This is a genomic window from Pseudomonas sp. UBA6310, from assembly GCF_002438225.1.
Taxonomy (GTDB): domain Bacteria; phylum Pseudomonadota; class Gammaproteobacteria; order Pseudomonadales; family Pseudomonadaceae; genus Pseudomonas_O; species Pseudomonas_O kuykendallii.
In genome coordinates, this window is the sequence record NZ_DJTK01000071.1 from 4,628 (window position 1) to 18,191 (window position 13,564).

13 protein-coding genes are annotated in these 13,564 nt (G+C 65.1%); 3 read left to right on the forward strand and 10 right to left on the reverse strand.

Annotated elements, in window-relative coordinates; translation table 11 throughout:
- Positions 1–65: 65 nt before the first annotated feature.
- Positions 66–1,718: an OmpP1/FadL family transporter gene (locus B3E91_RS17395; RefSeq protein WP_287030717.1), complete on the reverse strand. Its 1,653-nt coding sequence runs from the start codon at positions 1,716–1,718 to the stop codon at positions 66–68.
- Positions 1,719–2,019: 301 nt separating this feature from the next.
- Between B3E91_RS17395 and B3E91_RS17400 the strand changes: the two genes are divergently transcribed.
- On the forward strand, positions 2,020–2,418 hold the full coding sequence (locus B3E91_RS17400; RefSeq protein WP_287030718.1) for a quorum-sensing-regulated virulence factor family protein: 399 nt from the start codon (positions 2,020–2,022) through the stop codon (positions 2,416–2,418).
- 313 nt (positions 2,419–2,731) lie between these two features.
- Positions 2,732–3,805, forward strand: coding sequence for a TIGR00730 family Rossman fold protein (locus B3E91_RS17405; RefSeq protein ID WP_414708293.1), 1,074 nt, complete (start codon positions 2,732–2,734; stop codon positions 3,803–3,805).
- A 400-nt stretch (positions 3,806–4,205) separates the two neighbouring features.
- Here the strand turns inward: B3E91_RS17405 and recX are convergent, their stop codons facing one another.
- The 5 genes from recX to B3E91_RS17430 all read right to left on the reverse strand — a co-directional run bounded on the left by recX (position 4,206) and on the right by B3E91_RS17430 (position 9,182).
- Positions 4,206–4,670, reverse strand: a complete 465-nt coding sequence (recX, locus tag B3E91_RS17410) for a recombination regulator RecX (RefSeq protein WP_287030720.1) — start codon at positions 4,668–4,670, stop codon at positions 4,206–4,208.
- A gap of 8 nt (positions 4,671–4,678) precedes the next feature.
- Positions 4,679–5,725, reverse strand: a complete 1,047-nt coding sequence (recA, locus tag B3E91_RS17415; protein ID WP_090226715.1) for a recombinase RecA — start codon at positions 5,723–5,725, stop codon at positions 4,679–4,681.
- An 83-nt stretch (positions 5,726–5,808) separates the two neighbouring features.
- The gene (locus B3E91_RS17420; protein ID WP_287030721.1) at positions 5,809–6,309 is read right to left on the reverse strand and encodes a CinA family protein; all 501 of its coding nucleotides are present in this window, start codon (positions 6,307–6,309) and stop codon (positions 5,809–5,811) included.
- Positions 6,310–6,455: 146 nt separating this feature from the next.
- Positions 6,456–6,644: a hypothetical protein gene (locus B3E91_RS17425; RefSeq protein ID WP_090226711.1), complete on the reverse strand. Its 189-nt coding sequence runs from the start codon at positions 6,642–6,644 to the stop codon at positions 6,456–6,458.
- A 111-nt stretch (positions 6,645–6,755) separates the two neighbouring features.
- Positions 6,756–9,182, reverse strand: coding sequence for a PAS domain-containing protein (locus tag B3E91_RS17430; RefSeq protein WP_287030722.1), 2,427 nt, complete (start codon positions 9,180–9,182; stop codon positions 6,756–6,758).
- A 338-nt stretch (positions 9,183–9,520) separates the two neighbouring features.
- Here B3E91_RS17430 and B3E91_RS17435 point away from each other — a divergent pair, with 338 nt between their 5' ends.
- Positions 9,521–10,201: a dual specificity protein phosphatase family protein gene (locus B3E91_RS17435; protein ID WP_287030723.1), complete on the forward strand. Its 681-nt coding sequence runs from the start codon at positions 9,521–9,523 to the stop codon at positions 10,199–10,201.
- A 508-nt stretch (positions 10,202–10,709) separates the two neighbouring features.
- Here the strand turns inward: B3E91_RS17435 and B3E91_RS17440 are convergent.
- From B3E91_RS17440 to B3E91_RS17455, 4 genes are read right to left on the reverse strand one after another with little or no spacing between them, the layout of a single operon-like run.
- Positions 10,710–12,575 (reverse strand): terminase, encoded by a 1,866-nt coding sequence (locus tag B3E91_RS17440; protein WP_287030724.1) that lies wholly within the window; start codon positions 12,573–12,575, stop codon positions 10,710–10,712.
- A complete protein-coding gene (locus tag B3E91_RS17445) occupies positions 12,572–13,054 on the reverse strand; it encodes a hypothetical protein (RefSeq protein ID WP_287030725.1) in 483 nt (160 codons plus the stop codon). The genes B3E91_RS17440 and B3E91_RS17445 overlap by 4 nt, the downstream gene beginning before the upstream one ends.
- Positions 13,044–13,319: a hypothetical protein gene (locus tag B3E91_RS17450; RefSeq protein ID WP_287030727.1), complete on the reverse strand. Its 276-nt coding sequence runs from the start codon at positions 13,317–13,319 to the stop codon at positions 13,044–13,046. The genes B3E91_RS17445 and B3E91_RS17450 overlap by 11 nt, the downstream gene beginning before the upstream one ends.
- Complete coding sequence (locus B3E91_RS17455) at positions 13,316–13,564, reverse strand: helix-turn-helix domain-containing protein (RefSeq protein WP_218422403.1); 249 nt, start codon at positions 13,562–13,564, stop codon at positions 13,316–13,318. The genes B3E91_RS17450 and B3E91_RS17455 overlap by 4 nt, the downstream gene beginning before the upstream one ends.

Consider the following 13,564-nt stretch of genomic DNA (forward strand, 5'->3'; position numbering starts at 1 on the left):
GCATGATCGGGGGGGCACTGGCGAAGGGCCGGCGAGTCTAGCAGACCCGCCGGCCGCCCCAGGCATCAGAAGCTGTGGTTGAGCGCCAGGCCGATGAAGTGGATGCGGGTCTTGTACTCGCCACTGTAGGTGCCGCCGTTGCCGGTGCAGCGAACCCCGCTGTCCTGGTAGAGCCCGCCCGCGCCGGGCACCCAGCCGGCCGGCGAGCAACCGTCCGTGTAGTCCATCTTGCCGCTGTCGAACTTGACGAAGCTGTAGGCCAGGTCCACCGAGGTCTCCGGGGTGACCTTGTAGTTGGCGCCGAACGACAGCCAGTAGCGGTCCGCATCGGGGAAGCCGGGATGGCGCAGGTCGGTACCGTTCACCGGCGATTTGTCGTAGGCCACCCCGGTGCGCAGCATCAGGTCCTTGGTGTACTGGTAGTTCATCCCGAGGGAGATCTTGTAGGTGTCCTTCCAGTCCTGCTTGACCGACAGATCACCCTCTTTGACGCCATTGAAGTACGGGTAGCCGGGGGTTTCGTCGATCGCCAGGCTCACGGTGTCCAGCCGCGAGTGGCCGGTGAAGGTCAGGTCGGCCATCAACGCGATGCGCTCGTTGAGCTGATGGAAAGCGCTGAAGGAAAGCGTTTCCGGCGTATCGATGTTGCTCTTGCCTTTGGAATGCAGCGGGTGCAGGCGCGTGGCGGCGAAATCGCCCGGGTTGATCCAGTTGCTCGGGTCGAGCACCGAGAGGATGTCTTCCGGCGGCGTGGAGGGGTCCGGCACCGCGCCGCTGACGCCGGAAAAGCTCCACTTGGTGTCGCCCTCCAGGGTGTGGCGGATGTGCGAGCGATAGGCGATGCCGAACCGGGTGTTCTCGGTCGGCTCCCACATGTAGCCGATGTTCCAGCCGAAGCCCCAGTCGTCGCCCTTGGCGCGGAAATAGCCGTCGCCGTTGACGTTGTCGGCGAAGTTCGAGGCCACGCAATCGACGAAGGCGTCGCGGCTCTGCAGCGGATCGCAACTGGCGATCTGCTCCGGCACCCCAAGGCCCAGCGGGTCGAGGATGGGATTCAACTGTCCCGCTGCCGCGGCGAGGAAGGTCGCCGCATAGTTCTCATCGACGAACTGCCCGGCCAGTTGCCGCGACGCTCCTTTCACGTCCGCCGCGCCGCGCTGGGTCGACTTGATGTACTGCGCGGAGATGCCGAAGCCGACGCTGTGGTGCTCGTTGAAGCGGTAGGCGATGCTCGGGTTGAAGTTCACCGTGAGCAGGTTCGCCGACTGGATGCCGTAACGGCCGGCCCAGTCTTCCTGGTAATCCAGCTTGGCGCCGTAGGGCGTGAAGATGCCCAGGCCGATGGTGACGTTGTCGTTCACCTGATGGGAGATGTAGAGGTTCGGCGCGGCGGCGGAATCGGGCAGGTAGGAGCCGGCGTTGCCCTCAACTGGGTTACCGAAGACGTCCACGCTGCCGTTGTCGTGGTACTCGCCGCGGGGAATAACGATGGTGATGCCGTTGGTGACCTGATCGCCCTTGAGCCGGGTGAGACCCGCCGGGTTGTAGAAGATGGTCGAAGGATCGGCCGCCTCGGCGCTGTTGGCGTGGGCGGTGCCCTGGGCGGAAACCGATTGCGAACCGAAGTGGTAACCCGAGGCGAGCGCCGTGGGTAGGTGGGCGGCCACCAGGCCGCCTGCAAGCATGGCCAGAGGCCAACGCTGGGGCTTTCTTGTCATTATTTTCAGCTCCTAGAGCATTCTGCTGTCAGCCTGGAGGCTCGATACAGTCAGGCCTCCTGCCTTCCCTGGGCGTGTTGTCGCAACCTGGGCGCTATTCTGACTGCGGACATCCGTGGAATTTCCCCGATCTTTGGTCGGGGAAGGCAGAAAGCCATCTTTTCGCTGTCGCGTTTGGTAACACTTAAACGGTGCTGTTCGTCAGCTGCCGCTTCGGCTCACAATCGCCTCCCTCGGAAGTCGCGGCGAACGCCCAGCCACGCGACCGGTCCAAGCCCTGTCATTCGCTCCGGAGAACCTCATGCCGCGTTTCACTGCCCTCGTCCTCTGCGCCTTGCTGCCCGTTGCCGCGCAGGCCGCATCCCTCAAGGAAACCGAGCTTTCCGCCATGCTGCAGAAGGTCGCCAGGGAAAGCAGCGTCGGCACTCCGCGGGCGATCAACGAGGACATCCTCGACCAGGGCTACACCGCCGAGGGCAAGGAGCTGATCAACCATCTCAGCGTGCTACCGGTGCACGCCGCGAAGATGCGCGCCAACCCGGACGCGGTACGCGCCCAGCTCACCGCGAGCGTTTGCGGCAACCCCGGCTACCGCAAGCTGCTCGACCAGGGCGCCCTGCTGCGCTACGAGTTCTCCGAATACCAGACCAATAAGCCGGTCGGCACCGCGCGCTTCTCCAAGGCCGACTGTGCCCAGTGAGAGCCGTCTGCGCGGCGCGAGCCGTCCTGCCTGCTGAACCCTTTGCCCCACGCGGGTAAACTGCAGCCCATCGAAACGCGGCAACGCTCATCGCCGGAGGCATCTTTTGCGGCGCCGCACGACGCGCGTTTCGATCTGCCCTGACGGCCTGCGCACCCCACGATGGGTGCGAGGCCGACAAAACCCGATTCGAACGCCGGCGCGATTCCGCCCCACCGTGTGGGCCATCCGCTCAGCCCGAGCGCTGTACGGACTCGCTGGCGTCAATGCCGTTTCGCGCCCGTGGATGGCCGGACGGCGAAGGAGAAGTTGCGTGACCCATCCCATCGAAGAAGCCCGCTCCCCGCTCGCCCACAGCGAGGAGGAGTTCGAGCGACGCCTCGAAGAACTGGTCGAGGCCCGCGTCCCGGAAAACAGTCGCAACCTGCCGTTGTACCGCGAGATGCTCGCCACCGTGCTGCGCATGGCCCAGGCCGACCGCAATCGCTGGGACGCGAAGATCATGCTGCAGACCCTGCGCGAGATGGAGCACGCCTTCGCCACGCTCGCGCAGTTCAGGGGCCGCCGCAAAGTCACCGTGTTCGGCTCGGCGCGCACGCCCATCGAGCATCCGCTGTACGCACTGGCCCGCGAACTGGGCGCGACCCTGGCGCAGCGCGGGCAGATGGTCATCACCGGCGCTGGCGGCGGCATCATGGCGGCCGCCCACGAAGGCGCCGGCCTGGATCACAGCCTGGGGCTGAACATCACGCTGCCGTTCGAGCAGCACGCCAACGCGACCGTCGACGGCACCGGGAACCTGCTGTCGTTCCACTTCTTCTTCGTTCGCAAACTGTTCTTCATCAAGGAGGCCGATGCCCTGGTGCTCTGCCCGGGCGGCTTCGGCACGCTGGACGAGGCGCTGGAAGTGCTGACCCTGATCCAGACCGGGAAAAGCCCGCTGGTCCCGGTGATCCTGCTGGACGAGCCCGCCGGCAGCTACTGGCAGGAGGCGTTGCAGTTCATCAGCCGGCAACTGGGCGACAACCGCTACATCCTGCCGGGCGACATGAAGTTGATGCGCCTGGTGAACAACGTGGCGGACGCGGCGGATGAAATCGACCAGTTCTATCGCAACTTCCACTCCAGCCGCTGGCTGAACAGCCGCTATGTCCTGCGCCTGCGCCATCCACTCAGCGAAGCCGCTCTCGGCCGGGTGCGCCAGGACTTCACCGACCTCTGCCTGAGCGGCGGCTTCGAGCAACTGCCCTACGACGAGACCGAACAGGATGAACCGGAGCTCAGCCAGCTGACCTGGCTGGTCTTCGCTTTCACCGGCCGCGACCACGGCCGCCTGCGCGAGTTGCTGGATTTCGTCAATCGCCCGGAGCACTGGGCGAAGCGCTGATCGGGCCGTTCGCGCCACACAAGCCGATCCTGTTTTGCCGGCGCTCCGCAAGGACGCCGGTTGGCGTTCGGCAGGCGTTCAAGGTCATGCGCGCACAGCCACCCGGGCGACAGGCGCGCAGTCAGGCCTCGCCTCATCACGCGAAGTCACGCCTGCCTGCAAGGCATCCTGGGCGATACGGCCGGATCTTCCTTACCGGGTGCGCGATCCTGCGGCAGATGCGACTGCGCTAACGGAGCCTGACAACGAAGCGTCATCCACCTCCGCACGCGCTGCCGGTTCAGCCGGGGTCGGGATCGAGTCGATGGGTGAGTAGAAGAAATCGTCCGCCAGACCTGGCAGCGGCCAGAGGCAGAAACGAGGCACTTGGTGAATGCCGGGACCACCAAAGGTGGCAGGCTCAATCGTCTAGTGCGCCGCGTAGCAGCCGGCCGATCATTTCCAGGGAATAACCGCGGTAGGCGAGAAACCGCCCCTGCTGGGCGCGCTCGCGGGCATCGGTGGGAAGCTGGCCACGAAACTTGCGCTGCCAGACGTCGCGCAGGTTTTCGCTCCAGTCGATATCCGACCGCTGCATTGCCTGCTCGATATCATCGCGCTGCAATCCGCGCTGGCCCAGCTCTTCGCGAATGCGCTGCGGCCCGTAACCGGCACGCGCGCGACTCGAAACGTAGCTTTCCAGGTATCGGGCTTCGCTGAGCAGGCCGTCTTCGGCCAACCGTTGCAATGCGCCGTCGATGAGTTCGGGAGGAGCGCCGCGCTTGCGCAGCTTTCGGGTCAGCTCGACGCGGCTGTGTTCACGCCGCGCGAGCAGATCCATGGCCGCCCGGCGTACCGCGACCGCTGTGTCGAGGACGACGGGCATGCCGCGACTCAGAGGTCGATGTCGGCCGTTTCGTCGGCCGCGACCGCAGAGGCCTTGCTGTCGGACGGTGCGACCAGCATCTTGTCGCGGATCGCCTTGTCGATGGCGTTGCCGATTTCCGGGTTGTCTTCCAGGAACTTGGCGGCATTGGCCTTGCCCTGGCCGATCTTGTTGCCCTGGTAGCTGTACCAGGCGCCGGACTTCTCGACGAAACCGAGCTGCACGCCAAGGTCGATGATCTCGCCGTTGCGGTAGATGCCCTTGCCGTAAAGAATCTGGAACTCGGCCTGACGGAACGGCGGCGCCACCTTGTTCTTGACGACCTTGACGCGGGTCTCGCTGCCGACCACTTCCTCGCCTTCCTTCACCGCGCCGGTACGGCGGATGTCCAGGCGCACCGAGGCGTAGAACTTCAGCGCGTTACCCCCGGTGGTGGTTTCCGGGCTGCCGAACATCACGCCGATCTTCATGCGGATCTGGTTGATGAAGATGACCAGGCAGTTGGCATTCTTGATGTTGCCGGTGACCTTGCGCAGCGCCTGGGACATCAGGCGAGCCTGCAGGCCTACATGGGTATCGCCCATCTCGCCTTCGATTTCGGCCTTCGGCACCAGTGCCGCCACGGAGTCGACGATGATCACGTCGACCGCGTTGGAGCGCACCAGCATGTCGGTGATTTCCAGGGCCTGTTCGCCGGTGTCCGGCTGCGAGACCAGCAGGTCGTCGACGTTGACGCCGAGCTTGCCGGCGTAGTCCGGGTCGAGGGCGTGCTCGGCGTCGACGAACGCGCAGGTCGCGCCCTGCTTCTGGGCTTCGGCGATCACCGACAGGGTCAGGGTGGTCTTGCCGGAGGATTCCGGACCGTAGATCTCGACGATCCGGCCCTTCGGCAGGCCGCCGATGCCGAGCGCGATGTCCAGGCCCAGCGAGCCGGTGGAGATGGCCGGAATGGCCTGGCGATCATGATCGCCCATGCGCATCACGGCGCCCTTGCCGAATTGTTTTTCGATCTGGCCAAGGGCCGCAGCCAGGGCGCGCTTCTTGTTCTCGTCCATTGAAGTCCTCTCGATTCAAGTGGGCCAGAGGCCACGACAACTGTATAAGTAGACAGTATTAGAGCACAGGGTTGGCCGGTCGCCTACCCCCGCTCGGGATTTTCTCCGGCAGCTAGTCGGATAAGTCCTTCGAGGGCGGCCTGCACGGTGGCGTGGCGAACCTGATCGCGATTTCCGGGGAATTGCCGGCGTTGCGCGAACAGCCGTTCGCCGTCCGCCCAGGCCAGCCATACGGTGCCGACCGGCTTCTCCGGGGAACCACCGTCCGGGCCGGCGACGCCGCTCACCGCCACGCCGAAACGCGCGCCGCTGCGGCTACAGGCGCCGCGCACCATTGCCTCGACGACCTCGCGACTGACCGCGCCAACCTGCGCGAACAGTTCGGCCGGCACCCCGAGCTGGGCGGTTTTCTGGTTATTGGAATACGTGACGTAGCCGGCCTCGAACCAGGCGGAGCTGCCGGGGACGCGGGTGATGGCTTCGGCGATGCCGCCACCGGTGCAGGATTCCGCGGTGGTGACCTGGGCGGTCAGGGGTTTCAGGCACTCGCCCAGTTGCCGGGCGAGATTGGTAAGGGTGTCCATGGCGTTCTCCGCAGGATCGGGCATGCATACCCTACCTCAGCTGCGGCGCCGATTCAGATAAGGCTCACGCTCGCATGCGCGGTCATCTGACCGGGACAATCTCCTGCTACAACGCGATCGACGATGAAACCTGGCGCTGTCCGGAATCAGGACAGCACCTCGAGCTCCCGCACGGCGGCGGCCGTCGGCGGGGTGTACAGCGACTGGTTGGCGGCAAGTGCCTTGTACTTCAGCGCCTGGGCTTCTTCATGGCTGGCGCAGACGAAGTAGAAATCGTTGAGATAGAGCCGCCAGAACGGCTGCGTGCCTTCTACTCTTTCGACCCGTACCACCATCTGCACACTCTCCGCTAGACGCCGGAATTGGCGTTCACGCAAATGACCGGAGCGGCGGCGGTGAAGTTCAGCAGTGCCTGCCAGACGGCTTGCAGCTCGTCGGAACGCCATTCAGCCTTCGAGCATTTCGCGGATCTTGCTGCCCAGCGCATCCAGCGCGAACGGTTTGGTCATCATCTCCATGCCCTCGGCGAGCAGCCCGCCGCGCACTGAAGTGGACTCCGCGTAGCCGGTGACGAACAGCACCTTCAGCCCGGGCCGCCCTTCCCGGGCGATCTCGGCGAGCTGGCGCCCATTCATGTCGGGCAGGCCAACGTCGGTGACCAGCAGATCGATCTGCGGCTCGCGCCCGAGCAACGCCAGACCGGCCTTCGCATCCGCTGCCTCGAGGTAGCGATAGCCGAGCACGTCGAGCACCTCGGTAATCAGCATGCGCACGCTGGCCTCGTCTTCCACCACCAGTACGGTTTCGCCCAGACCGTAGGGCGCGCGGGGCGATTCGACTTCCAGCGGCAGCTGCTCATCCGGCGCGCGACGCAGGTAGAGCTTCACCGTGGTGCCGCGGCCGACTTCGCTGTAGATCCTGACGTGGCCGCCCGACTGCTTGGCGTAGCCGTAGATCATCGACAGCCCCAGCCCGGTGCCCTGCCCCAGCGGCTTGGTGGTGAAGAACGGGTCGAAGGCCTTGGCGAGCACTTCCGCAGACATGCCCGAGCCGGTATCGGACACCGAGATCACCACGTACTCGCCGCTGGACACCGCCTCCAGGCCCGCGGTGTAGGAGTCGTCGAGCACCGTGTTGGCCGTATCGATGCTCAGGTGGCCGCCCGTGGGCATGGCGTCGCGGGCATTGATCGCGAGGTTCACCAGCGCGCTCTCCAACTGGTTGGCGTCGCTCAGGGCGTGCCAGAGGTTGTGGTGCAGCGCGGTCTCCAGACTGATGCGTTCGCCCAGGGTGCGCCTGAGCATGTCGTCGAGGCCCTCGATCAGCAGATTGACGTTGCACGGACGCGTGTCCAGCGATTGCCGGCGGGCGAAGGCCAGCAGGCGGTGGATGAGCGCCGCGGCCCGTTGCGCAGAAGAGGACGCCGCGTCCATGAAGCGCTCGATACCGTCGCTGCGCTGGGCATCCAGGCGCCGCTTGAGCATGTCCAGCGAACCGATGATCACGGTCAGCAGGTTGTTGAAGTCGTGCGCGATGCCGCCGGTCAACTGGCCGATCGCCTCCATCTTCTGCGACTGGCGCAGCTGTTCCTCGGCGAGATGCAGCGCCTCGGCGCGCGCTTTGTCGGCGGTGAAATCGCGTCCTACGCCGCTGATTACCCCATCGCTGAAGACCGCACCCCAGGTGATCCAGCGGTAGCCGCCGTCCTTGTGCAGCAGTTGGCTGTCGACGCCGGAAATGCTCGCGCCGTCCTCGAAGAGGCTCATCTCCTGCCGGGCGCGCTCCAGGTGGTAGGGATGCACGAAGTCGAGCGCGTTACGGCCGACGGATTCCTCCATGCTCCAGCCGAGCACCCGCGTCCATGCCGGATTGACGGCGAGCAGCGTTCCGTCCTTACGGCACAGGGTCATGATGTCGCTGGACAGCTGCCAGAGGCGATTGCGATCGGCGGTGCGCTCCGCGACCTGCTGTTCGAGCGTTTCGTTGAGCCGGGCCAGCACCTGGGACGTGGTCTTCTGTGCCTCGATGTCAGTGTTGGTGCCGACCCAGCGGATGATCGCGCCCAGCTCGTCGCGAACCGGCAGCGCGCGGGTCAGGTGCCAGCGGTATACGCCATCGCGACGACGCAGGCGGAATTCGGCTTCGTAGGTGTCGCCATTGAGAAATGCTTCCTGCCAGCGCTCGGCCGCCTGCACCATGTCCGAGGGATGCATGATGTGACGCCAGCCGTGGCGCTCCAGATCGCCCGGAGTGGCACCGGTGTAGTCGTAGATGCGCTCGTTGAACCAGTCGAGCAGGCCGTTGGGCAGCGCCATCCATACGTGATGCGGCATCGCCTGGGCCAGCGCGCGGAATTGCGCCTCGCTGGCGCGCAGTTCTGTGGCGGCGCTGATCGCCCGATGCGCCGCCGAGGCGAAACGCGAAAGGCTGATGAGCAGGCGCAAATCCTCGGCATCGAACTGGCCGTCCGCGTCATGGCGCACCGCCCAGAGCGTACCGACCGGCTGGTGATCGACATGGAACGGCGTGAGCAGCAGTTCGACGACCGGCGGATCGAACTGCGCGGCTTCTGGGTAGAGCCGACCCGGATCGCGCAGCAGCAGGCTGGTGTTGCCGTCGATCACCGCGCCGCAGGGGCTGGCGAACCGCGACATCCGCCCGCCCACCCGCGGCGCCCAGCAACCGGCGACGGCGTGCCAGTGGAACCACTCCACGCCCGCAACGTCCGTCTCGAGAATGCTGACACCGGCGGAATCCGCCTGGCAGGTCTCGACCACCAGCTCGACCAGCCTCTGCAAGACGGTAGCCGGACTTTCCGCCATGGCGTCGGCCAGTTCCGCCAGGGCACGGTTCTCGCGTTCGAAGTCGGGCACACGGGAGGGACGCGAGCCAAGAATCCGGATCGCAGAGCCATCCTCGTGTACTGATGAATCGTCCATCACCGTTCCCCTCAATTAGCCATCCATGGGCATTCAGTACTGGTATAGCCACTGCGGACGATGCATGCCGACGGCCGCTGGCGTCGTCCCTGGATCACTGTATCGGGCGCCGACACAGGCTGAACACCCACCCGCGCCCCGATAATGACGCCGTCCGACGACTGAACGATGAAACCGCCCGGCGGGCGCTCACTACAGAATTTTCACCCGCTCATCATCGGCGCTTCACAGCCCCTGCGACAGGATCGCTCCCAACCCATCAGGAGCGTTCCATGAGACTCGTTTCAATCCCGACCCGCCTCCTCCCGTCAGCCTGGGCGATGCTGCTCTGCGGTCTGCTCGCCTCGTTGCCGGGCTTCGCCGCCACCACGCCCGGCGAAACGGGCGGCACCCGCGCGCCAACCTGGGCGACGCCCCTGAACGGGACGTTCAATCTCTATCGGATGTCTCCCACCCTTTATCGCAGCGCGCTACCGGCGCGCGCCAACCGCCAGCAGTTGGAAAAGCTCGGGGTACGCACGGTGATCAGCTTCATCGAGGACAGCGACGCGCCCTGGCTCGGCGACTCCGGCGTACAGCGGGTGAACATTCCGCTGCACGCGGATCGCGTCGACGATGCCGACGTCATCGAGGTGTTGCGCGCCGTACAACGCGCCCAGGCGAACGGGCCGGTGCTGATCCACTGCAAGCACGGCCGCGACCGCACCGGCCTGATGGCGGCGATGTACCGCCAGGTGATCGAGGGCTGGAGCAAACAGGCGGCGCTGGATGAAATGCAGCACGGCGGCTTCGGCGACCCGCGACGCATGGAGGATGCCATCGCCTACGTGGAAAGCGCCGACGCCCCGGCTATCCGACGGGCGCTGGCCAATGGCGACTGCAGCACCTCGCCCTTTTCCACCTGCCTGGTACAGGGCTGGCTGCAGCAACGCTTCGAAGCCAGCGCGGACTGACATCGGCGTTTTGCGCGGGCGCTGATCCTTACCGCGCGTTGCTCCCTGCACCTGCTGGCACCAGATCGCCCGTGGTAATCTTCGCCATCGCCGCAGCCAGCCGCTGCATTGTCTTCCGGGTGATCCGGCGCCGCTCTCCGACCGCGCGCCGCCCTTCCCCAGCAACTCTCCAGAATCCCTAAGTCACTGATGGCAAAGCAAAACAAGGATCTTTCGGCACATACGCCGATGATGCATAGGCAATAAATCCAGCATTGGCGGGGCCTCCAGGGCACAGAGTTAGGAAACCACACCTTTTCCTATACTGACGAAGGACGATAAGCGATGGCGATAATCGACAGGCGGGGGCAGCCGCTCCCAGCAAACCACCCGCTGAAAGGCGGCGTGATTATCTGCGGAGTGAAGCAGCCCAAGAACTGGCCACGGCCGAAGCCGGAGCAGGTAGAGCAGCAGAGGCCGCAACAGCCGGACAGCGAGAAACCGGAGTAACTCCGGCCGCCTCCTCCCATCAGCAGTTGCTGTACGGGTCGTAGACTGGCTGAGACGCGCCTCGGTGATCGTAAATGCGCCGGGCGCGATCCGCATCGGCTGCGGTCATTCCACCGGAGCCGCTCCTCTCCATGTAGGCGTAGGGCCGATAGGCCTCGCCGTGCTGCAGCGGTCTCACCGCATCGTCAGGTCGCGCCAACGGGGCGGTTACGGCGAAGGTCAGTGCAATGGCATCCGCGATGTCCGGCGAGGGCAGGCCTCTGGCCTTCATGCTCTGCTTGGATTCCAGCAAGATCGCGTCGGCCGTCGTGTAGCTGTACTCCACGTTCACCAAATCCGAGACGATGTCGTCACGCTTGGGCAGCGCCCCTCCCTTCAGCCACACCTTCATCAGCGACCAGATCTCTGCCCGCTTGTTAGCGTAGCGCCGCGGGTCGGTAGCCTTGCTGCCGAACTGGACCTCGATCGGACTGAATCCAAGCTGGCGCAACCGGTCGACAAGCCCTCCGCCCACACCGCCACCGTCGATAGCGACGATCACGTTGGCATGCACGCGCCGGAGCAGGTTGATATGGTCGGCGACCACCGACGCGAGAGTCATCAGGTCGAGCTTATCGAGCAGGATTGGCGGGAAGTGGCGGCCGTCTCTGCCCTTGCGGGTGAAGATGCAAGATCGGTCGCCGCCGAAGCGGGCAACGTCGACACCCACAATGACTGGCTCCTCGCGCAGCACTTCTACTTCCCGCTCCATCGCATCGTCGACAAGATCCTGTGGGATGAACTGCAGGCTGCTCGCGCTGGGGAAGACGCCGCGCACACGGACCTTCACGAAGTCGGAGTCGATGCCGAAGTCATCGATCCAATTCTGCAGCTGCGCTTTGTTCGTGATCTGCACGCTGCGGCTGTCAACGATCTGCGTGTGCCAGCGGTGACTGGCTGAGTTGAAGGCATCGTAGAAGGTCGTGCCCAGGCGCGTGGGGTTACCGAAGGCGAACCACATCGGCTCACCATCCGTCATACCGCCCTGCGCCACTTCCCAGATCTTGGCCGGGATGGCAGACGCTTCGTCGAACAGGTAGAACGGCGTGGAGTCTGCGGCGTGAAGGCCGGCGAAACTCTCGCTGTTCTCCTCACGGCAGGTCTGGGCATCGCAACGCCAGGACTCCTCAAAGCCCACGGCAACCATTCGCATGGACCCACGCCCGGTGGTGAGGTTGAACCAGTCACCGAACAGGCTGCGCTTGTTCCACTTGCTGATTTCGGCCCAGGTCTTCGACTCCAACTGAGGAGCAGTGTTGGCGGTGACCACACCTCGGGCGTTCGGCCGGGTAGACATGATCCAGCCGACCAACCAACCGGTGATCGCGGACTTGCCGATGCCGTGGCCGGAGCTGATCGCGGCGCGGATCGCATCAACTGCGTTGCGGCCATCGAATGCGCGCTCAATGACCTGACCACCGACGTGATCCAGCAGCTCGCACGCCCATGCATCCGGCCCGTACTCACTGGCGTAAGCGTCCGCCCAAGGCTCCGGCAACTTGACGACGCGCAGCGAGGGGTCGCGGTCCCAGTCGAAAGCGAACAGTACGAAGGCCAGCGGGCGATCATAGAGGTGCGCCGCCATTGCCGGCAGCACAGTCTCCGGGTCGATCACCTGGGCTTGTGCGCCGCGTGAACGCGAGGGAGCCACGAAGTTGATTCGCAGCCAGCCACGGGCGATGCGGCCAACGGTAGTGTCGTCCTCCGCCAGCTGCAGCAGCTCTTCTCGGCTATGGCTGGGCGCCAGCGGGTTTTGCCTGGCGCGGTAGATCTGCTGGCGCAGGTCGCCGGCGTTGGCTTGGGCGGCCTCCGCCTTCGCCAGGCGGCGCTCGAATGCTGGCGTCATACCAAGTCCTCGGTGGAGTTGTTCGTTGCGAGCAGCGGCGCGATCTGGCGCGGCGCCCTGCCCTCGATGGCCGCCAGGCGCCGCTCATGCTCCGTCAGCACGACGGCTTTCCCGTAGGTGTCGAGCATGCGCAGGAGCTTGTCGCCAGCCTCCGCGCTAATCTGCCCGTCGCCTACGGCAGCCATGATTGCCTGGGCCTTGGCCTGCATCGTCGGTGCGCTGGCAAGGCCGGGCACGGTGACCTTCTCAGCCTCCTGGCGGGGCGTGGGGGCCAAGCGCTCTAAGCACAGCTTCAACGCGTGTGGGTCGCCCAGCTTGGCCAGCTCGACAGCCTTCGCGATGATTTCGGCCTTGTGAGGCTCAATGAGCGCGCGGACCTGCTCGCCTGCGCTCGGGCCTCTCGGTCGACCGGGGCTTTTCGGCGCATTGCCGGCAAGGAATCGACCCTGCTCGCCCCGATCTAGTTGTTCACTGCTCAATGGTGGATTCCTCTGGTATTCGGCGCATGATCACGCGCGCTGGGTTGTTGCGCCGGCGGCCGTTGCACCAGCCCCAGACCGTCATCCGATGGGGGATGCCCAGGGTGGTGGCGATCTGTTTGTAGGAGAGTCCCTGCTCACGCATCGCACGAGCTTTGGCTACCACTTCATCGCTGTACCGGCAGGCGTGGTGACTGGTGCCCATCGGCTTGCCTCTGGCGTTGCATTGCACGGCCACGAGCTTGGTCGGCTTGTAGTCCGTCATGCCTGCGGCTCCTCCGCTACGCGCTTGAAGCGAACGGGATAGGTAACGCGCCTTCTGTACCGGCAGATGTCTCGAATCGTGCTCTTGGAGACGCCGAACTTCGCAGCAAGCTTGGAATAGCTGAGCCCATGCTCTTCCCTCAGCTCACGCACCAGATCCACATCCCGGTTGAGAAGTTTCGCCCGGTGGTGGTCCTCGCCGCACCGGTTCCCGGCCTCGGTTACACCCACGTAGCGCCGGGCCAT